Source organism: Paenibacillus sp. Z6-24 (genome assembly GCF_054161335.1).
On the sequence record NZ_CP096398.1, the window covers coordinates 2,078,250 to 2,098,605 of the forward strand.

The 20,356-nt window shown below is 51.1% G+C and carries 17 protein-coding genes and 1 other annotated feature (1 of these 18 running past the window's edge); of the genes, 11 read left to right on the forward strand and 6 right to left on the reverse strand.

Annotation, left to right across the window (positions count from 1 at the left end):
- Nucleotides 1-284: 284 nt before the first annotated feature.
- Together M1D61_RS09195 and M1D61_RS09200 are read right to left on the reverse strand one after the other, a co-directional pair.
- A complete protein-coding gene (locus M1D61_RS09195) occupies nt 285-1,793 on the reverse strand; it encodes a HAMP domain-containing sensor histidine kinase (protein WP_458122067.1) in 1,509 nt (502 codons plus the stop codon).
- The gene (locus tag M1D61_RS09200) at nt 1,778-2,461 is read right to left on the reverse strand and encodes a response regulator transcription factor (RefSeq protein WP_458122068.1); all 684 of its coding nucleotides are present in this window, start codon (nt 2,459-2,461) and stop codon (nt 1,778-1,780) included. The genes M1D61_RS09195 and M1D61_RS09200 overlap by 16 nt, the downstream gene beginning before the upstream one ends.
- 201 nt (nt 2,462-2,662) lie before the next feature.
- Here M1D61_RS09200 and M1D61_RS09205 point away from each other — a divergent pair, with 201 nt between their 5' ends.
- From M1D61_RS09205 to M1D61_RS09215, 3 genes are all read left to right on the forward strand, one after another.
- Nucleotides 2,663-3,367 (forward strand): YceI family protein, encoded by a 705-nt coding sequence (locus tag M1D61_RS09205; protein WP_458122069.1) that lies wholly within the window; start codon nt 2,663-2,665, stop codon nt 3,365-3,367.
- A gap of 278 nt (nt 3,368-3,645) precedes the next feature.
- Nucleotides 3,646-5,841, forward strand: a complete 2,196-nt coding sequence (locus M1D61_RS09210; protein ID WP_458122070.1) for a bifunctional alpha,alpha-trehalose-phosphate synthase (UDP-forming)/trehalose-phosphatase — start codon at nt 3,646-3,648, stop codon at nt 5,839-5,841.
- Between the two features lie 303 nt (nt 5,842-6,144).
- Entirely contained in the window at nt 6,145-7,440 is a 1,296-nt protein-coding gene (locus tag M1D61_RS09215; RefSeq protein ID WP_458122071.1) for a galactokinase, read from the forward strand.
- 165 nt (nt 7,441-7,605) lie between these two features.
- Here M1D61_RS09215 and M1D61_RS09220 read toward each other — a convergent pair whose 3' ends face one another.
- The 3 genes from M1D61_RS09220 to M1D61_RS09230 form a co-directional block, all read right to left on the reverse strand.
- The gene (locus M1D61_RS09220) at nt 7,606-8,157 is read right to left on the reverse strand and encodes an O-acetyl-ADP-ribose deacetylase (protein WP_458122072.1); all 552 of its coding nucleotides are present in this window, start codon (nt 8,155-8,157) and stop codon (nt 7,606-7,608) included.
- 148 nt (nt 8,158-8,305) lie between these two features.
- Nucleotides 8,306-9,280 carry an aldo/keto reductase family protein gene (locus M1D61_RS09225; RefSeq protein WP_046215110.1) on the reverse strand — a complete coding sequence of 325 codons (975 nt, stop codon included), beginning with the start codon at nt 9,278-9,280 and terminating at the stop codon, nt 8,306-8,308.
- Between the two features lie 93 nt (nt 9,281-9,373).
- Nucleotides 9,374-9,916: a GbsR/MarR family transcriptional regulator gene (locus tag M1D61_RS09230; protein WP_458122073.1), complete on the reverse strand. Its 543-nt coding sequence runs from the start codon at nt 9,914-9,916 to the stop codon at nt 9,374-9,376.
- A gap of 262 nt (nt 9,917-10,178) precedes the next feature.
- Between M1D61_RS09230 and M1D61_RS09235 the strand changes: the two genes are divergently transcribed.
- From M1D61_RS09235 to M1D61_RS09270, 8 genes are all read left to right on the forward strand, one after another.
- Nucleotides 10,179-11,012, forward strand: a complete 834-nt coding sequence (locus M1D61_RS09235; RefSeq protein ID WP_046215216.1) for a carbohydrate ABC transporter permease — start codon at nt 10,179-10,181, stop codon at nt 11,010-11,012.
- 152 nt (nt 11,013-11,164) lie between these two features.
- Nucleotides 11,165-11,965 carry a carbohydrate ABC transporter permease gene (locus M1D61_RS09240; RefSeq protein WP_046215217.1) on the forward strand — a complete coding sequence of 267 codons (801 nt, stop codon included), beginning with the start codon at nt 11,165-11,167 and terminating at the stop codon, nt 11,963-11,965.
- Between the two features lie 224 nt (nt 11,966-12,189).
- Nucleotides 12,190-13,482 (forward strand): ABC transporter substrate-binding protein, encoded by a 1,293-nt coding sequence (locus tag M1D61_RS09245; RefSeq protein ID WP_458122459.1) that lies wholly within the window; start codon nt 12,190-12,192, stop codon nt 13,480-13,482.
- 99 nt (nt 13,483-13,581) lie between these two features.
- Entirely contained in the window at nt 13,582-14,388 is an 807-nt protein-coding gene (locus tag M1D61_RS09250; protein ID WP_458122074.1) for an HAD family hydrolase, read from the forward strand.
- On the forward strand, nt 14,385-14,717 hold the full coding sequence (locus M1D61_RS09255) for a DMT family transporter (protein WP_458122075.1): 333 nt from the start codon (nt 14,385-14,387) through the stop codon (nt 14,715-14,717). The genes M1D61_RS09250 and M1D61_RS09255 overlap by 4 nt, the downstream gene beginning before the upstream one ends.
- The gene (locus M1D61_RS09260) at nt 14,714-15,751 is read left to right on the forward strand and encodes a metallophosphoesterase family protein (protein ID WP_458122076.1); all 1,038 of its coding nucleotides are present in this window, start codon (nt 14,714-14,716) and stop codon (nt 15,749-15,751) included. The genes M1D61_RS09255 and M1D61_RS09260 overlap by 4 nt, the downstream gene beginning before the upstream one ends.
- Before the next feature lie 386 nt (nt 15,752-16,137).
- On the forward strand, nt 16,138-16,899 hold the full coding sequence (locus M1D61_RS09265) for an alpha/beta hydrolase (RefSeq protein WP_458122077.1): 762 nt from the start codon (nt 16,138-16,140) through the stop codon (nt 16,897-16,899).
- 451 nt (nt 16,900-17,350) lie between these two features.
- Nucleotides 17,351-18,424, forward strand: a complete 1,074-nt coding sequence (locus M1D61_RS09270) for a M42 family metallopeptidase (protein WP_458122078.1) — start codon at nt 17,351-17,353, stop codon at nt 18,422-18,424.
- Between the two features lie 304 nt (nt 18,425-18,728).
- On the opposite strand, the gene M1D61_RS09275 is transcribed toward M1D61_RS09270, so the two are convergent.
- Nucleotides 18,729-19,904 carry an aminotransferase class I/II-fold pyridoxal phosphate-dependent enzyme gene (locus M1D61_RS09275; RefSeq protein WP_458122079.1) on the reverse strand — a complete coding sequence of 392 codons (1,176 nt, stop codon included), beginning with the start codon at nt 19,902-19,904 and terminating at the stop codon, nt 18,729-18,731.
- Nucleotides 19,905-20,127: 223 nt separating this feature from the next.
- Nucleotides 20,128-20,356, reverse strand: a binding site (T-box leader) (it continues 9 nt past the right edge of the window).

Consider the following 20,356-nt stretch of genomic DNA (forward strand, 5'->3'; position numbering starts at 1 on the left):
GGAGTATGGATCTCCTCTCAAAATAAATACAATAATCAATCATCACAAAAAGCCCTGCCGCCAGTTAAAATGTATTCCTTAAAATGGTCATTCAAGAACCCTTTGGGTAAACGAATGACCATTTGGGTATACCTGTTAATTCTGGGGCAGAGCTTTTTTATTTCATTATTTTGATATTGCTTTATCGCAATTGTAATCGTGCACCATACAACATAAACGAATGAGAACAGCGCAGCCTGCCCATTTTCAGGGACAGGCTTTTATACAATATGCCTGTACATACTCTATTTATTCGTTCCCACTCCCGGTGGGATCGTCGGGACGCCGGGCAGCAGTTTTTTGACGCTATAGGTGTCTTTGGCTGCTGTATAGCCAGCTGACTGGAGGGAGCGGGTATCGCGCAGCATCTGCAGGACAAAGGTAGTGCCTGAGGGCGAGCTGCCTTTCAGGAGCAGCTCGCCACCCTGGGCGCGTGCCAGCAGCTGGCTGTAAGTCAGACCCAGCCCAAGACCGCGTACAGCCCGTTTTTTGCGTTCACCACGATAGAAACGCTCGAAAATATAATCCTGCTCCTCCGGTGCTACGCCAGTGCCATTATCGGTTACTTCGAGGTGGATATGCTGCTGTTCAGCATACATCACGATATGCAGCATGAGCGTCTGCCCGGGCGTCACCGCCTGAAGGCTGTTGTTCAGCAGATTGACGAGAATCTGCTGGATTCTCAGGGCATCCCCGACCGTGTAAAGGGAGGAATCCGGCAGTTCGGATATTACCTGCACTATGCTGGAATCATGCAGCAGGTTCCACTGGTAGATCACTTCCGCGATTAGCACCGGCAGATCCAGCTCATCACGGCGTACCTCCACACTGCCCGAAGCAAACGCATTGTAATCCAGCAGATCGGCGACCATGCGTTCCATCCGATCGGATTCCTTGAGTGCGATATCGAGGAATTCCCTGGCTTCTTCATGCACAACTACTTCATCGCGTACAGCCATGACCAGACCTTTGATCGAGGTGACCGGTGTTTTCAGTTCGTGCGTCACTCCGGCCAGGGAGAGGGCGCGCCATTCTTCCAGATGTTTGAGCCGCCGGGCCATATCTTCAAACGAAGATACGAGCTGCTGAATCTCGCGTTCAGGAGGATGGATATTGAGCTGCACATCATAATTGCCCAGACGGATCTGCTGGGCAGCATCGGCGACACTGCCGAGTGGACGGGCAAGCTTGCGGGACAGCAGATACAGGGTCAGCCAGCCCGTCAGAATCAGAATCGTCAGCAGCAGGATGGAGACCATCATCTCCTGCGGACTGTAAGTGAGTGCTTTTTTGGACTGGAGAATGATGACTTTGCCGAGCTGTTTGTTATCGCTGTCGATCGGGGTGGTGATCGCCACATAGCGGTCATCCCGCGGCTGGCTCAGATCGTCGGTCAGCTTGTCACGCATCTGCTGCTCGGTCATGGCAGGCCGGGAGAACTTAAGGTCGCCTTTTTGGTCCGTAATCATCAGACAGATATATTCATCAATATTAAAGAAGAACAGCCTGTTTTTGACGATATAATCCAGCTTGGGAGGGATGGTGAGCTGCCCTCCCGGTGAAGTCACCCGGTCGGCGACTTCCTGACCGAGCAGACCGGCTGTCTGAAGACGGCTCTCCATCGTGGCATCCCGCATCCAGTAGATGGCAGCAGCGGCAATAATGGTGAAGCCAATACATAAAATAATGAAGTATCGTATCGTCCAGTAGGACAGGAGCGACGTGGAGCGTGCCCGTTTTACTCGTTTAGCCAAAATTGATACCCCATTCCTCGTAGTGTACGGATCTCTCCGGTCTGCGCTGACCAGTGCGAGAGAGACTGGCGCAGCCGTTTGATGGACAGGTCGACTGCCCGGTCGCTGCCCTCATAATCCATGCCCCACACCTGTTCAATCAGATGATCCCGTGTAAAAGTACGGTTGGGATATTCGGACAGAAACAGCAGCAGCGACAAATCCCGTGGACTGAGCGGAACTTCAGCGCCATTCAGATAGACGCGCTTGGCTGCGAGGTCGAGGACCAGATTGCCAAAATGCCTTTTGCTTGCCGCATCCGTCAGATACGGACGCCGCCGCAGTACGGCATTGACCCGTGCGACCACTTCTTCCGGGGTGAATGGCTTGGTCATGTAATCATCAGCACCGCTGTCCAGTCCGTTTAGCCGATCTTCGATTCTGTCCCGTGCGGTCAGCATAATGACCGGACAGGCGCCCTGTGCCCGAATCAGCTGCAGCAGCTCCCATCCATCCATGCCGGGCAGCATAACATCAAGCACGACCAGAGCGGGAGCGCAGGACTGAAATTTCTCCATGGCGGTCTGGCCGTCCGCCGCATGCTCGGTATCAAAGCCGGCCTTTTTTAAATAAGCGGACAAAACGCGGGCAATTGCCGGTTCGTCTTCAACAATCAGAATCAGACTCATAAGGGTGAAGCTCCTTGCCGAGTAGTATCGTGTCTGTACATAATACTTACTTTTTTATATCTATTGTACATGGGCAGGAAATTGGGCTGCAAGCTTTATCATTAAGTACCATCCTTTTTTTAATCTGCAGGATCATCGACATATTCCTGACACATTAACCTACTATACTTACGTCATGACCTAACCAAAGGAGAGAATATAATGACGAAAAAAACAAGAAACTGGATTATCGCTTCTGCAGTTGTCGTGGTGCTGCTGGCTGTCGGTGGATATACATTTATGCAGAGCTATATGGGAAATAAAGTGGAGATTCAGCAGGTGATTCCGACAGAAGCGGCAGCCGCTAAAGGCCAGGCAGCAACAAGTGGAGCAAATGTGACCGGTACGGAACTGAACGGCGACTGGGCGATCAGCGATGCTTCCAAAGTGTATTTCTCAGTAACCACTTCTCAGGAAACCGTCAACTTTGTGGACAACAAAGTATCAGGTAGCTGGAAAGTGAACGTGGATGATCCTGCCCAGATGTCCGCCGAAGGACAGATCGATATGAGCGCTGTCGATTCCGGTACAGCTCAGCGTGACGAGCATGTGAAGCAGGCAGACTTTTTCGATGTAAGCAAGTTCCCAAATGCCACTTTCAAAGCCACTTCATTTGAAGGACTTCCATCCGAATGGGTATCCGGTGCAACAAACGAATTCAAAATGGCAGGCACTCTTACGGTCAAAGGGGTAGAAAAAGAAGTGACATTTGATGCCAAAGGCGTCTACCAGGATGGCAAGATTCTGTTATCCGGTACAACGATGGTTACTTTCCAGGACTTTGGCATGACCAATCCCCATTCTGTAGTGATGACGACAGAGAATGATATCAATGTGCAGCTCGAACTGATCCTGACCAAAGGCTGATCACAGGCGATCAAATAATGTTTCAAGTATAAACTGAATGACCAACCGCATCAGAAAGAGCAAAAGCCCGGAAAACATTGAGTTTCCGGGCTTTTTGCCATGTTAATATATACGCTGCGTGACACAATCATGCAACTTAATTAGCAAGGGCTGAGTCGGAATGTGCAAATAAGGGTAATTTGCCATTGACCAATAGGAGCACCGGTTTTACCGAGCACCATCCATTCATACATTATCATTCAAGTCTACTTTATACTTTGGTTAGGAGAGGAGATTCAATGAGTAAAATAATTTTCGTATCCAATCGCTTACCCGTAACAGTGAAAAAAACTGAGTCCGATCTTCAATATAGTAAAAGTATCGGCGGTCTTGCTACAGGGCTGAAAAGCTATCATGAGCAGGGGGACAGCCTGTGGGCCGGCTGGCCGGGCATTTCCAGCAATGACCTGAATGAACAGGACGAGAAAGATATTGACCAGGAGCTGCGTGAGGAGTACAACTGCCTGCCAATCTTCCTGTCCGAAGAAGAGATCGAACAGTATTACCATGGATTCTGTAATGAAACCATCTGGCCGCTGTTCCATTATTTTACCAATGCGACCGAATACAATGTAGATACATGGGAAGCCTACAAAAGAGTGAACCAGAAATTTTTCGATTCAATTGATCCGGTTATCGAACCAAATGATACAATCTGGATTCACGACTATCAACTAATGCTGCTGCCGCAGATGATCCGTGAGAAATATCCGGATACCAAGATCGGATTCTTCCTGCATATTCCGTTCCCATCTTTTGAAATTTACCGTTTACTTATCTGGCGCGAAGAGATCCTGAGAGGACTCATGGGTGCCAACCTGATTGGATTCCATACTTATGATTATGTGCGTCACTTCCTGAGCAGCGTACGTCGTCTGCTGGGCAAGGAGCACAACCTGTACAAAGTTAATTATGAGACTTACAGTGTACAGGTCGAAGCATTCCCGATGGGAATTGACTACGATTATTTCGCTAAATCGTCCGTACAGAGCGATCTGTCGAACGAAGCGCTGGAATTTATCGAAAGCACCAAATCCGTACAGAATATCATCTCTGTTGATCGTCTGGATTACACCAAAGGACTGCCGGAGCGGATCAAGGCGTTCAAGCAGTTCCTGAACAAGTATCCGGAATATCATGAGAAAGTCCGTCTGAACCTGATCGTCGCGCCTTCCCGTGTCGGGGTAGAAGCTTATGATAATCTCAAGCGCGAGATTGAAGAGCTGGTCAGCGCGGTCAATGGTCAGTTCGGTACGCTCAGCTGGATGCCGGTATGGTTCTTTTTCCGTACCTTTACCCAGGACGATCTGATTGCATTCTATCGCAACAGCGATGTGCTGCTCGTTACGCCGCTGCGCGACGGGATGAACCTCGTAGCTAAAGAGTATATTGCAGCCCGCAACGACTACAAAGGCATGCTCGTTATGAGTGAAACGGCCGGAGCAGCGAGTGAACTGGGTGAAGCGGTTATCGTTAATGCCAATGATTACGGTGCGATTGCAGCCGGTATCAAAACGGCACTTGATATGCCGGACCACGAGAAAATCGAGCGCAACAAAATGCTGCATCGCCGGATTTCTCGTTATAATGTAAAATTCTGGGCCGATGAGTTCCTGGAAGCTCTCAAAAATACAACAGATTCCCAGGTGGAGACCAAAGATGTGGTAGACATCAAGTCCGAACCTTCCAATGTGGAAAAAGCGTATATGGAAACCGAAAAACGCGTTCTGTTCCTCGATTACGATGGTACGCTGGTAGGCTTTAAGCCGACGCCGGATCAGGCCAAGCCGGATGAGGAACTGCGTCAGATACTGACACAGCTGTGTGCAGACAAGCGCAATACCGTTGTTATTATTACCGGACGTGATCGTGATGTCATCGAGAACTGGCTGGGCGATCTGGATCTGCATATCATTGCCTCCCACGGCCTGTGGCTGCGTGAACCGGGCGGTGAGTGGAGAATGACCATGAGCGTGGATAACGATTGGAAAGAATCGATCCGCCACGTACTGGAAATGTACACCGACCGTACACCGGGTTCCCTGATTGAGGAGAAAGAATACTCTCTCGCATGGCATTACAGACAGTGTGAGCCGGAAATCGGTATGCTGAAACGTAATGAGCTGCGTGAAGCACTGCTCTCCATTACACAATCGATGAGCCTCGGCATTCTGGAAGGCAACAAAGTGCTGGAAATCAAGGATACCCGCATGAACAAAGGCCATGGTGCTCACCAGATGCTGCAGGGCAAAGACTTTGACTTTATCTTCGGTGTGGGCGATGATCATACGGATGAGGATCTCTTCGATGCACTGCCGGAAGATGCATTCTCGATCAAAGTAGGCTCCGGTAATACGCATGCCAACTACCGTCTGAAGTCCTTCCGTAATATCCGTCAGCTGCTCAAACGTTTCGTTGATCTGAGCAAAAAGTAAGCGGAAATGGTGTGAATGATCCAAAATCAACGAAGTATTTTACCAAAAACAAAATATACGTTAATGGCTATCCATACACCCGGTATTCTATGCCGGGTGTATTTTATTGGAATGTAACGAAAATAAGACGAATAGGATCAAGCGAATTCGCGGTCACCGACAGACACAGACTTGCAAATTGTCGTGAATATTGGAATTTTATCCTGTCCTAGCGGGGGCGACATGATTATACTTAGACAGGTAGGCATACAGACAACTGGTTATGCAATCCGTAATACATACTACTCAAGTGGAGGGAACATCATGAAGTCAGTTGAACAAGCACAGCAATATATGCACCAAGAGGGCATGAAGCAGCTGCTCACCGGACTGTACGGACAGGATGAGCTGGAGATGCAGTTGAATCGGTATGAACAGATGATCGGCAGCTTCCTGAACCGATACGAAGCGGACCTACAGCAGATTCAGATGTTCAGCGCATCTGGACGGGTAGAGATCGGCGGCAACCATACCGATCATAATCATGGCAAAGTGCTGGCTGGCAGTATTCATCTCGATACGATCGCAGCGGCTGTACCGACCGAAGAACCGGTTATCGTACTTGTCTCCGAAGGGTATGAGGGAGAGTTCAAAGTCGATCTGAATGAATTATCTGTAGAGGATTCTGAGAGCGCTACCACCAAGTTGCTGAGAGGTATCGTGGCCGGTTTCCGTGAGAAAGGGCTGCATGTCGGCGGGTTCCGCGCTTATGCGACGACCAATGTACTATCCGCATCCGGACTCAGCTCGTCGGCTTCTTTTGAAATGCTGATCTGTACGATTCTGAATCATTTCTATAATGAGGGCAGACTGGATGCAGCGGAGATCTCCAAAATCGGTCAATATGCCGAGAATCAGTACTGGAACAAACCATCCGGTCTGCTCGATCAGATGGCCTGTGCGTATGGCGGTATGGTAGCGATGGACTTTGCCGATCCGTCCAAGCCGCAGGTAGAGCAGCTGCAGTATGACTTTGGGGCTGCCGGATATTCGATGATGGTCGTTAATACGGGCGGCAATCATGCGGATCTGACCGAAGATTATGCAAGCGTGCCCAATGAGATGTTTGCTGTGGCACAGGCTCTTGGTGCCGAGTACTGCCGGGATATTACGCTGGAGCAGATCTATGGAGAACTGCTGCGCTTGCGGGAGCAGGCAGGAGACCGTGCGGTGCTGAGAGCGATGCACTTCCTGGAAGAGAATCGCCGGGTGGATCGTCAGGTCGAGGCGCTGCGTAAGGATGATATGCCGGCTTTCCTGCAGCTGCTGACCGCTTCGGGCAATTCCTCCTGGAAATGGCTGCAAAACTGCTACCGGGATTCGGATCATCACGATCAGAGCATGGCCGTCGCACTGGCGATTACAGAGATCTATTTGCAGGATATCGGCGGAGGCGCCTGTCGTCTGCATGGTGGCGGATTTGCCGGTGTGATTCTGGCGGTTGTGCCCAATGAACATGCCGCAGGTTACAGAGAGCTGATCGAGAAGACACTGGGTACATCGATCTTCGATATCCGCATCCGTGAGAAAGGTGCTTTTTGCCTGAATGCCCTGCTGTAATTAATTGGCTGGGCTATAGAAAGACAATATAACGGTATACACAAAACAAGACCTGATAATAGAGGTTCCTGTTCTCCTATCTTTGCTCATCATGCAAAGCGGTTGTACAGGGATCCCTATCTAATCAGGGTCTTATTTTGTTGCGCTTATTTATGCTATACGCTGTTATTTAAAAGCCTGCTGAAGCTTTTGCTCATACAATGCCAGATTCTCCGCATCATAGCAGACAAACCGGATACGCTTCATATGACCCTGTCCGCTGAGATTGACGTATTCCTTGACAGCCTGGATGGCTACGTCGGCTGCCTGGGATTTGGGATAACCATAGATGCCTGTGCTGATATTCGGAAAAGCAATTGTCGTCGCGTCATGCTCATTTGCCAGCCACAGTGAATTGAGATAGCAGTTATGCAATAAATTATCTTCACCGCTGCTGCCTCCATTCCATACAGGACCGACTGTATGAATCACATAACGTGCTGGCATTCGTCCTGCAGTCGTAATAACGGCTTCGCCAGTGTCACAGCCACCCTGTCGGGCGCGGATCTGCTGGCATTCCTCCAGGATCTCCGGTCCGCCTGCGCGATGAATCGCTCCATCGACACCACCGCCGCCCAGCAGGCTGGAATTGGCGGCATTTACGATGACATCAACATGTTCCCGGGTGATATCACCCTGAACCGCTTCGATTACCGTATCTTTGAATTGTACTTCCATAACTTTGGAAAACCTCCCTCGGCGGGGGAGCTGGGCAGAGCGATTTGATGCGCATCAGCTTCAGTCCCTGACCTGCTCATCTTCCATGCCTAAACTGCTTGCTGCAATCGCTGATCGAATGCAGGTACAGACCGAAAGGAGTTACAGATCAGCGCAGCGGAGCAAAGTCCTTGATTTTCAGCATGATCTCATCGATCTGCTCCAGCACCCCGGTATTCAAAGATATATTTACCGCTTCTACATTCTCCTGAATCTGGTGCGGCTTGGTGGCGCCGATAATAGCCGAGCTGACTCCCGGCTGACGTAGTACCCAGGCGAGAGCCAGCTGGGAAAGGGAGATATTCATGCTGCCTGCCAGTTCATTCAGTTCGGCGACGACATGCAGTACATCTTCACGCAGATAGCTGTTGATCACCTGGTTGACGGAATCATCGGCAGCACGCGTACCAGCAGCTGGCGCCTGACCCGGTTTGTACTTGCCGGTCAATACACCCTGTGCGAGCGGGGAGAAGACCACCTGGCCCAGTCCGTACTGCATCGACACCGGCAGTACTTCATCTTCGATATAACGTTCGAACAGATTGTAGATCGGCTGGTTGGAAGCGAGCGGACGCAGACGGAGACGTTCACTGATCGCTGCCGCACCGGCGATCTGGGCGGCGCTCCATTCACTGACACCTGCGTACAGGATTTTACCCTGGGCTGTCAGATCATCCAGTGCACGCAGTGTTTCTTCGACCGGGGTCTCCTGATCGAACCGGTGGCAGAAATAAATATCAATATAATCGGTACCCAGGCGCTTCAGGCTTGCTTCACACTGCTCCATAATATGTTTGCGGGACAAACCGCGATCATTGGGACCGTCGCCCATCGGGAAAAACAGCTTGGTGCTTAGCACATAACTGGAGCGTTCATAGGCGGATAAGGCGGCACCAATCGCCTTTTCTCCTTCGCCGCGGTTGTAAGCGTTTGCCGTATCGAAAAAATTAATACCATATTCAAATGCGGTACGGATGCACTGATCTGCGGCCTGCTGCTCGGCGGCGGTGCCATAGGTAAGCCAGCTGCCGAGCGCGATTTCACTTACTTTGAGGCCGGTATTGCCAAGATTGCGGTATTTCATGTGTAACACTCCTTATGTAAGACAGAATAGAGGCAACAGTTTTGCCGTCTTATCCATCATTGAACAAAAAGCTGCTTTCGTCAATCTGCTAGATTACTCATCTTGGGCAGGAGGCGGGAAATAGGCGCCTGCCTGCAGCTGATTCACAAAATGCTGCAGCCACTCGTAATACTGCCGGGCATGCTGCAGCTTATGCAAATCACGCAGACAGCTTTCCCGTTCCTCGGCCGAGGTATGCCGGGAGAGGATGATCTCGGACAGCTGGGGAATGACTTCTTCCATGGAGGCGGTCATGACGTCGATCTCCCGCTGCAATTTGGTGCCAAAAAAGTTCTGGAACGTGCTGAAATAATTGGTATCTGCCTGATACTGGTCTTTGCGGTCGCGTTTCTCGTCAAGTTTGTTGATCATGCGTGACTCCATCAGGGAGCGAACGGCATAACTCATATTGCTTTTGCTCATATTCATATCGTTTTTCATTTCTTCCAGTGTCATTGGACGGTCCTCGAAATACATTACTCCATAGAGCTGACCGAACGAATGATTCACCCCGTACAGGTCCATCGTCTGGGCAATCGCTTCAATCATCTCGGTTCGCAGCTCCTGTTGTCTGGAACGGGAGTTCTTATTAGGCATCTCATTTATTTCCTTTTCCACAATATCACCTCATAATCTGTGATTAACTTCCAGAAAAAGCTGAAAAATTTACAATATTCATCGATGTTTTTACACTGGGATAACTCATGATCTCTTATTTGATTGTACAATATTTTTTGTACGGAAGACATATAAACATGAAAAATACGTTTTTGAAAGAATTATTAAAGAAAAATTGAACACGGGAGTGGATGTGTTGAAAACGAAAATATTCCGGGAGACAGAGGCATTGCTGTTCACAATGCCAGCCGTCATTCCACTGCTGGTATTCTGGCTGGGACCTCTTGGATACATATTTTATTTGAGCTTCACGGATTGGGACTTTATGAGTCCGGACAAGCTGTTCGTCGGACTGGACAATTACCGTTATCTGCTGGGCAATCCCGAATTTTATCAGGCACTGAAAGTGACTGCCCTGTTCGGAATCGGCAGCGTAATTCCGATCATGATCGGCGGCCTGCTGCTGGCTCTGCTGATGAACAGCAAGCTGCGGACATCGGGCATCTATCGCGCTTTTATTTTCTCGCCATGGGTTACACCGACTGTCGCAGTATCGATCGTCTGGTCATGGATCTTCCAGCCGGATGTCGGTTATGCGAACCATGTACTCAGCTGGTTTGGTATTGCGGGTATCGGCTGGCTGCAGGATTCCAACTGGGCACTGGTTGCCATTCTGATCGTTACTCTGTGGAAATCGGTCGGCTGGGCGATGATCTTCTATCTGGTAGCGCTGCGTAATCTGCCATCGGATCTGCTGGAAGCCGCTTCGATGGACGGAGCGGGAGCATGGAGCCGGTTCCGCCATATTACGCTGCCGCTGATCTCACCGACGACCTTTTTCCTGGCCGTTATTCTGACGATCCAGTCGCTGCAGGCGTATGACCAGATCAATGTCATGACACAGGGTGGCCCGGCGGGATCGACGCGCACGCTGCTGTATCTGTATTATCAATCCGCCTTTGAGGCATTTAACGTAGGGGAGGCTTCTTCAGTGGCAGTCGTTATTATTCTGATCTGTGTACTGCTGTCAGGGTGCTCGTTCCTGATTGGAAGAAAGATGGTGCATTACCAGTGAATATGACAGGAGCAGGCAAGGATACAACGTCGTATGAACCGGTGACCCCCGGACGACGCCGGTCGAGATCGCGCAGTAATGGAGCGGCAGGCCGAAGAGACGGGACGGTGACCCGTTATCGTCTGAGCGGCGGTACGGCGCTGCGGTATGTCATGCTGACGGTGATCAGTCTGCTGATGGCTTTTCCATTCTATTGGATGGTCATGAGCGGATTCAAGACCAATGATGAAATTTTTCGCTTTCCGCCGACATTTTGGCCGGAGACCTTTCTCTGGAGCAATTATGTGGATGCATGGCATGCGGCTCCATTCGCCCGCTATATTCTGAACAGTATCGGTGTTGGAGCCGCCATTTCACTGCTGCAGATTATCAATTCAAGCATGATGGCGTATGCGTTGACCCATATGCGCTTCCGGCTCAAAGGGCTGTTCACCGGTGTCGTGCTGCTCGGCTACATGATCCCGAGTACAGCCGTCTATCTGCCAAGCTATCTCGTGCTGAGCAAGCTGCAGCTGCTGGACAGTTATACCGGGCTGATCCTCTCCAACTGTGTCAGTGTATTCTCGATCTTCCTGATCCGGCAGGCTTTTATGCAGATATCCCATGAGCTGGTGGAAGCCGGACAGCTGGATGGAGCTTCCCATTTCCGGATACTGTGGACGATCATCACGCCTCTGGCACGTTCGACGTTTGCAGTGATGGTGCTCATTACCTTTATTGAGCAGTACAACAACTATTTCTGGCCAATGCTGATCACCAAGAGTCCTGATCTGCAGCTCGTCTCGGCAGGGCTGCGCAGCTTCTTTGTGGAGGGAGGAGCCTATGGTCTGAAATGGCCGCAAATTATGGCCGCCAGCGCGTTTACAATTGCACCGCTGCTAATTCTGTTTTTATTTACCCAGAAGACGATTATGCAGAGCGTGAATATGTCGGCAGGCGTGAACAAGAACTAATCCGGCAGCTGTATTGCGATTCTGTCCAATAATGAAAATGAGAAGGGAAGAATGTTATGAAACCATTACGCTTATTTGGAAAAGAAATCTTCAAAAGACGTTTTAACGTGATTACAGAGAGCGAATCTATCAAAAATCCAGCCGGCATCTCCGCGCATCTGCTCTCTTCTGCAGCAGGGCGACGTACTTCCCGGCCGCTGAACTGTAAATCCGGATTGTCGCTTATGCTGGTCGCCAGCTTCCTGATGATTACCGCCTGCAGCTCACCGGGCAACAGCTCTACGAGCGCAGCAGGCAGCGGCACGGCATCCCAGGGACCGGTTGAAATCGAATTCTGGTACGGACTCGGCGGCAAGCTGGGCGATAATATGAAAAAGACGATCGATGAGTTCAACGCTTCCCAAAAAAATGTCGTCGTTAAAGGCATCGTGCAGGCAGATTATGATGAGACCGGGCAAAAATTGCAAGCTGCCATCGCTTCCGGACAGGTACCGGCTGCGGTACTCAGTTCCAATATCGACTGGGCCAAAAAAGGCTATTATGCACCGCTGGATCAGCTGATCGCAGCAGATCCGGATTTCAAGAAAGAAGACTTTGTACAGACTTTCCTGAATCAGGGACAGGTGGATGGCAAGCAGTATTTCCTGCCGATGTACGGTACGACCCAGGTCATGTACTACCGCAAGGATACGCTCAAAGCAAACGGCATCGACCCGGCAAGCCTCACGACATGGGAAGCGCTCGCGGCAGCTGCTGCCAAAATGACCAAAAAGGAAAATGGCAAAACCACGTTCTACGGCTGGGAGCCAATGTGGGGCAGTGACAATATGATGGATGCCGTACTGAGCAAAGGCGGCAAAATTCTCAGCGACGATGGCAAGACCGTCATGATTGACTCCCCGGAATGGGTGGAGACATGGGATATGTTCCGCAAATGGATTCACGAAGACCAGATTATGACGATCCACTCCGGCGGACAGGGCTGGGAATACTGGTACAAAACGATTGACGATGTGATGAAAAATAGAGCAGCGGGATATACCGGTTCCAGCGGCGATCAGGGAGATCTGGACTTCAAAATCGTCGGAGCAATGGAGCAGCCGGGCTGGCAGGCAGTGGGCGAAGGGAAATCGGTCGCCAATGCGATTATGGCAGGCATCCCGGCCAAAGCAAGTCCAGAGCAGCAGCAGGCCGCTTTTAAATGGCTGACGTATTTTTCCAAGGCGTCCAATACAGCACAATGGTCGATGAATACCGGCTATATCGCAGTTCGTCAATCCGCACTGCAAGATCCTGCTTTCCAGGCGTTCAGCAAGAAAAATCCGCAAATTGAAGTGCCGCTGAAACAGGCATCCCATGCTTCACCGCCATTCCAGGACCCGACCGGCGGCAAAATTACCGATGCGCTCAAAGTAGCTGCCGACCAGGTACAAATCAACAATGTCCCGGCTGCCCAGGCGCTGCAGGAGGCCAAGGTAAAGGCACAGCAGGAACTGGATCGTGTAAACAGCCGCTAACCACCAATAACATGTCGCAACGATGAACCATGACAGTGTACAGCAGCCGATGGCGCTGTACACTGTCTTCAGGTACACGAAGGAAAGGGACCAACACCGATGACTGAAATGATAAAAAACATAAGCCATCCACTGGAGCAGGCGAAAAGCCTACTGGATGATCCGTCCCATGTTCAGGCAGTGCTGCTGGACAAGGACGGCACACTGCTGGATTTTAACAGGATGTGGGGATTCTGGACCGATGAAGTGATGCGGCTGGTGAATGTACGTCTGGCCGAGCACGGATGCTCTCTGGAACAGGGGCAGATTCCGTACATCTGGGGAACGGTGCATGATGAACACGGACAGATGACCGATTACGACACCCAGGGACCGCTGGCGATGGGCACGATGGAAGAAGTCTATGCCGTACTGATCTGGCATGGTTATCGAGCCGGCTTGTCCTGGGCCGTATCCAAATCGATCGTTTATGACTGTATCGGCGAAGCGAATCTCGCTATGGAACGTTCGAAGCCTGCATATCCGCTGCCAGGTGTGCGGGAATTTCTGGAGCAGTGCCGGGAGAATAGAATACGGCTTGGCGTAGTCACTGCAGATGATACGGACAATGCCCGCAAGCATCTGATGTGGATGGGCATGACCGATTATTTTGATGTGATCGTCGGTAATGATGCAGTACCTCAAGGCAAGCCTTTTCCCGATATGGTACAGCTGGCCTGTGAGCAGCTTGGTATCCCGGCAGAGCATACCGTCGTGATCGGCGATACAAGCGGCGATATGCAGATGGGCCGGGCAGCCGGATGTCTGCTGACGATCGGGATTGGCAGCAGTGATAATATTCAATCGGCGGACGTGGTAATCGATTCCTTTGACCAGCTGCTGCGGCAGGGCGGGGAGCGGAAATGACTGGCAGTACAGGCTGGGTTCTGCTTATACTCGCCATCGTGTTGGAGCTGACCGGTACGATTATGATGAAAATGTCGGATGGCTTCAGTCGCATCCTGCCGTCTGTACTGATGTTCGTCTGCTATGGAGCCAGCTTCACCATGCTGAACTATGCAGTTCGTTATATGCCGATCAGTATTGCCTATGCGATCTGGTCGGGCGTTGGTATCACGCTGATCAGCATTGCCGGTTACTACTTTTTCGGAGAACGATTGAAAATAGCCTCCGTCTGCTGGATGGTGCTGATTATTGTCGGAATTATCGGATTGAAATGGAGCGATGCACAATGAAGCAATCGGAAATGAACCTCATCGGACAGCAGGAGAAGTGCTGTCCGGATCAACCGTTAGCCAGCTTTCAGGTCATTACGGATACACATGTCACCGACGATCCGCAGCATATTCACAACCTCCACTGGGAACAGGCACTCGCGGATATTGCCCGATATGGTCAGAACAGCCTCGGCGTTATGCATGTGGGCGATGTGACGGATCATGGCCTGGAAGCGGAATACAGAGAGCTGCACCGGATATGGGAGCCGTATCGGGAGCAGCTGCCACCGTTCTTTTTTACAATGGGCAATCATGATGTAGGCGACTTTATCTGGGAGGAAGCGCCGCAGGAACTGACTGGACTGACCGGCCAGCAGCTGCTGGAATTGTGGGAACAGTACCAGGCCCAGATGGCCGCAGAAACATCGTTGAAAAAGGAAAAAGACTCCGCAGCGGCCCGGCAGCTGTGGCAGCGCCGAATCGGCAATTTTAACGAAGCGACGGGTACAAGAGGTTCCTACCACGATCACTGGATCGGCGGATATCATTTTATCTTCATCGGTACCGAGCAGCCGCTGTCCAAAGACTGCCATTTGTCGGACGAGCAGCTGGAATGGATCGATCACAAGCTGGCCGAACAGTCTTCCCCGGACCAACCGATCTTCCTGTTCCTGCATCAGCCGCTCATCAATACGGTAGCCGGCTCTCTGGAACAGCAGGGCTGGTACGGGGTCCATCAGGACGAGCAGCTGCGCCGCATCCTGTCCCGCTACCCACAGACCATCCTGTTCACCGGCCATACCCACTGGCAGCTCGGCGCACCGCACACCTACTACGACGGTCAGGGCCAACTGCCGGCCATGTTCAACTCCTCATCCGTCGGCTACCTGTGGACAGACCAAGACGAATACCTGCAAGGCAGCGAAGGCTACTACGTAGAAATTCACAAAACGCATGTACGCGTCCGAGGCAGAGACTTCACCACAGGCACCTGGATCGAACAAGCCGACTACACCGTCCCGTATCCCATCCCTGCTGCCCTCATTGAATAGGATAGAGGATCTGCATCGTAAAAGTTATATGAATACACGAATTGAAAGCTTTGAACTTGAAACAAGCTTTGCATTTAAAGTAGATAGGCAACTCCAACTGCATTCCATCCACGGAACGTAAGAAAAGAAATAAGAGCAGCGGACAACCTTTAAGCCTGGAAATCCCCATTTCTAATATCCAATTCAGGGATCTCCAGGCTTAACCGGAGGACGTGCTCTTATTCTTTTCTGAAGTGGATGCAAGTAGATTCGAGTGGATTCAAGTAGATGCCCCCCACCCAATTAGGCTCTCTCCTGCAATTGTGGTATCCTTACATCTGGTTCTGCTGTTACAGCAGCCATTCTGTTTATAGTATAGAGAAAATAGAATTGGAGAGATGATCCGGATGAAATTGGTTCCGCCTCAGTCATTTACCTATCGCGGGGGAGCGAGGGCTGCCCTGCTGCTGCACGGGTATACCGGCAATACGCTGCATGTCCGTAAGCTGGGACGTTTCCTCAATGATCGAGGATATACCTGCCATGGACCGCTGTACAAGGGGCATGGCAGTACCCCGGAAGAACTGCTGCATACCAAGCCATCCGAATGGTGGAAAGATGCCGTAGAAGGATATGAATACCTGGAGCGGGAAGGGTACGAAGAAATTGCGATCGTCGGCGTATCGCTCGGTGGGGTGTTTGCCCTGCGGCTCGGTACCCTTTTCCCGGCCAAAGCGATTGTATCGATGTGTGCGCCTGTACGTGAAAAAGGCAATGAGGATATCCTCAGACGGGTGCTCGAATACGCCCACTGGTTCAAGTCCATAGAAGGCAAGGACGAGCCGCAGATCCAAAGGGAATTGCAGGAACTGGCTGCCGAGCCGCTGCACAGTCTGGATCAGCTGCGCGAATTGATTGCTTCAACAGCGCGCCAGGTCAAGCGCATCGCTGCGCCCACACTGATTATGCAGGGGGAGCTGGATGAAGAGCTGTACCACGAAAGTGCCCGGATCATTTATGAAGAATTGACCGTGCCGGTCAAGGAGCTGAAATGGTATGATCAGTCCGGTCATATTCTTACCATGGACAAGCAGCATGATCTGGTGTTTGAGGATGTTTATCGATTCCTTGAGAGTCTGGAATGGGATGCGGCAGGAACGACACTCTAATGGAAAGAACGATTGGGCATTGATGAATAATGTTGTCTGGCATAACGATCAAGAAATCATAAGCCGAATCGTTAAAAATGAAGCACGCTTATTGCCCGGTAAAAAGGCATGAAGCGTGCTTTTTCGCATCATCTAGGATATGGATAAGAGGATAACAGTCCGGAGAAGCAATCGCATGCAGGATAGACTATCATTTTATACAGTGCTGCACAAATGATACGTGTATGTACCCGTTGGTATATGAAAGTTCCAAACCGCCCGCCATGAGAACAATGCAGAATGTTTGCGAATAACGTCAGGTTGCCATACAATCAATCTCATAGCTTTCTGTTTTCGGGACCTTTATGCCGGAAAGGTAACATCAAGCATAAGGACAGCAGGACAGAGTATGTATAGCAGAAGACATGGCCTATATTCACCACTATGCTACTGTAAAAGGAGAGACGACAGCATGGATGAAATGACACTAATGATGAAGGAACTGACCGAGACGGATGGAGTATCCGGATTTGAACGGAATGTTCGGGACAAGATGGCGGTTTATCTGGAACCGTTGTCCGATGAAATACTCAAAGATCGCCTCGGCGGTATTGTTGGTCGAAAAACCGGACGTGAAGCCGGTCCCAAAGTGCTGATCGCCGGCCATCTGGACGAGATCGGATTTCTGGTAACCAGCATTACGTCAAAAGGCTATCTCAAATTCCAGCAGCTGGGCGGCTGGTGGCCTCATTCGGTCATGTCTCAGCGGGTAAAAGTGAAAACACGCAAAGGCGATTATATCGGCATCGTCGGTTCCAAACCGCCTCATATTCTGGAGGCTGCTGAACGCGAGAAAGTCGTACCGCTCAAAAACATGTACATCGATATCGGCGCAAGAGATGCGGACGATGCCAAAGCGATGGGCGTGCGTCCGGGTGACTGGATTGTACCGGTATCCGAATTTACGACGATGCGGGATGATGAACTGTGGGTCGGCAAAGCGATCGATAATCGTGCAGGTTGTGCACTCGCTGTTGAAGTTATGAAGCGTCTGCAGCAGCAGGAACATCCCAATGTACTGTATGCCGGAGCGACTGTACAGGAAGAAGTCGGTCTGCGCGGGGCGACGACGATCGCCAATCTGGTGGAGCCGGATATCGCTTTTGCGCTTGATGTTGGAGTCGCAAGCGACATGCCGGGTCTGGAATCCCAGCCGGTGCAGACCAGTGTCGGTGACGGTCCGCTAATCCTGCTCTTCGATGCCAGCATGATTCCGCATAACGGTCTGCGTGATCTGGTGATGGATACGGCAGAGGAGCTGAATATTCCGCTGCAGGTCGATTCCATCCCTGGAGGCGGAACCGATGGCGGCAAGTTCCATCTGAGCGGCAAAGGCTGTCCAACCCTGTCGGTTGGCTTCCCGACGCGCTATATTCATACACACAATGCCATTATGGCGAAAAAGGACTTTGATCAGGCAGCGACGCTGCTGACAGCTGTAATCCAGAAGCTGGACTGGGACCTGGTTAACGAGCTGTTTGGCTGATTGCGGTCTCGTCTCGGTCCATTTATTTCAGATTTTCAAAAAGCAAGGCAGTTCCGCTGGTGATCATGCGGAGCTGCCTTGCTTTTTGCCGTCATGCCGGAGTCTGTATTCCAGCAGCACATAAAATCATTTGCACAGAATATTTCCTTACAACAACTGCATAAACAATGGCTTGCAGCAATGTTGGCTGCCGGCATGAGAGTAAGTCTATCCATTTGTACGGCCTCTTGCGCCGAAGCAGGCGGTACAGCTGCCTATAGCTAGCTATTGTTTATACTTCCCTATCCAGCATGGTTGTGGCATTCTACAGCCGCTGCATGAACAGCTGCATCCGCTCCAGTGCCTGTTCCAGCTTGGCAGGGGAAGTCGCGTACGAGCAGCGGATGAATCCTTCGCCGCCTTTGCCAAAAGCAGTGCCCGGTACAGCCAGTACATTCATCTCCTTGAGCAGCTGCTCGGCGAACTGGTCCGAAGTCAGTCCGGTATGCGCGATGGAAGGGAAAGCGTAAAATGCACCCTGCGGTTCGTGGCATGGCAAGCCAATCTGGCGCAGGCCGCTTACGAACATGCGGCGGCGTTCGTTGTACGATTCCATCATCCGGTCCTTGGCTTCCAGACCATGCGGTTTCAGTGATTCCAGAGCCGCGATCTGGCCGAGGATGGGCGCACACATTACGGTATACTGGTGGATTTTGAGCATCGGCTTAATGAGTTCTTCCGGTCCGCATACGTAGCCGATACGCCAGCCGGTCATGGCAAATGCTTTGGAAAAGCCGCTGATCAGCAGGGTACGTTCCTTCATGCCGGGCATGGAGGCGAAGCTGACATGTTTGGACCCGTAGGTCAGCTCTGCATAGATCTCGTCGGAGAGCACGGTCAGATCATATTTTTCCACGAGCCGTGCTATGGGCAGCCAATCTTCATAGCTCATAATGCCGCCGGTCGGATTGTTCGGATAGCTGAGGATGAGCAGCTTGGAGCGCGGCGTGATTCTGGATTCCAATTCAGAGGCAGTCAGTTTGAATCCATTTTGGGCCTGGGTCTCAATCTCCACCGTTCTGCCGCTGCATAGTCCGGTGATGGGCGAATAGGACACATAGCAGGGGGAAGGGACGAGGATCTCGTCTCCCGGGTTGATCAGTACCCGCAGTGCCAGATCCAGCGCTTCGCTGCTGCCGATGGTCACCATCATCTCATGAACGGGATCATAGTCCAGCTGGTAGCTTGTATGGAGATATCCGGCGATACTTTCACGGAGTTCGAGCAGTCCGGCATTGGGTGTATATTCGGTGCGTCCTTCTTCCAGCGCACGGATACAAGCTTCCCGTACAGCCCGCGGCGTGGTAAAGTCCGGCTCTCCAATTCCGAGGGATATAATGTCTTCCTGTCCGGAAGCATAGTCGAAAAACTTGCGAATGCCCGATGGCGGCATCTGCTGTACCTGCGGGGTGGTCAGACTGCTTTTGGTCAATGAACTCATGATTGTTCCTCCTCGGTGAAACCTGTCCGTCAGGGCCGGCTTCGTTTCTTTTATCGTGATGCTGGAATAGGGTCAGATCCCGGCAAGCGGGCGTGAAGATCAGGCAGAGCAGCGGCTGATTGGATACGCCAGTGGCAGCTTGGACTGGATAGCATGGCAGGTTGCAGAGAGGGCAATATTTCTGCGGACAGCCATTTTGGAAAACAAAAAGAGCCCGCCCCTGAAAAGGGACGAGCTCTGCCCGTGTTACCACCCTGGTTCCACTTCATGACAAAGTGGCACTCTGCAACGTATCCATCAATACGTGTTCCCGTTAACGCTGGAAATGCGGCAGCACCTACTGTAATGTTCAGCCTGCTTCTCGGGGATGGCTTCGGCTATATTCTGAACGTTGGCTTGCACCTTATCCAACTCTCTGTAGATCAGAATCATAGCGTACTCTTTCCCGTCAC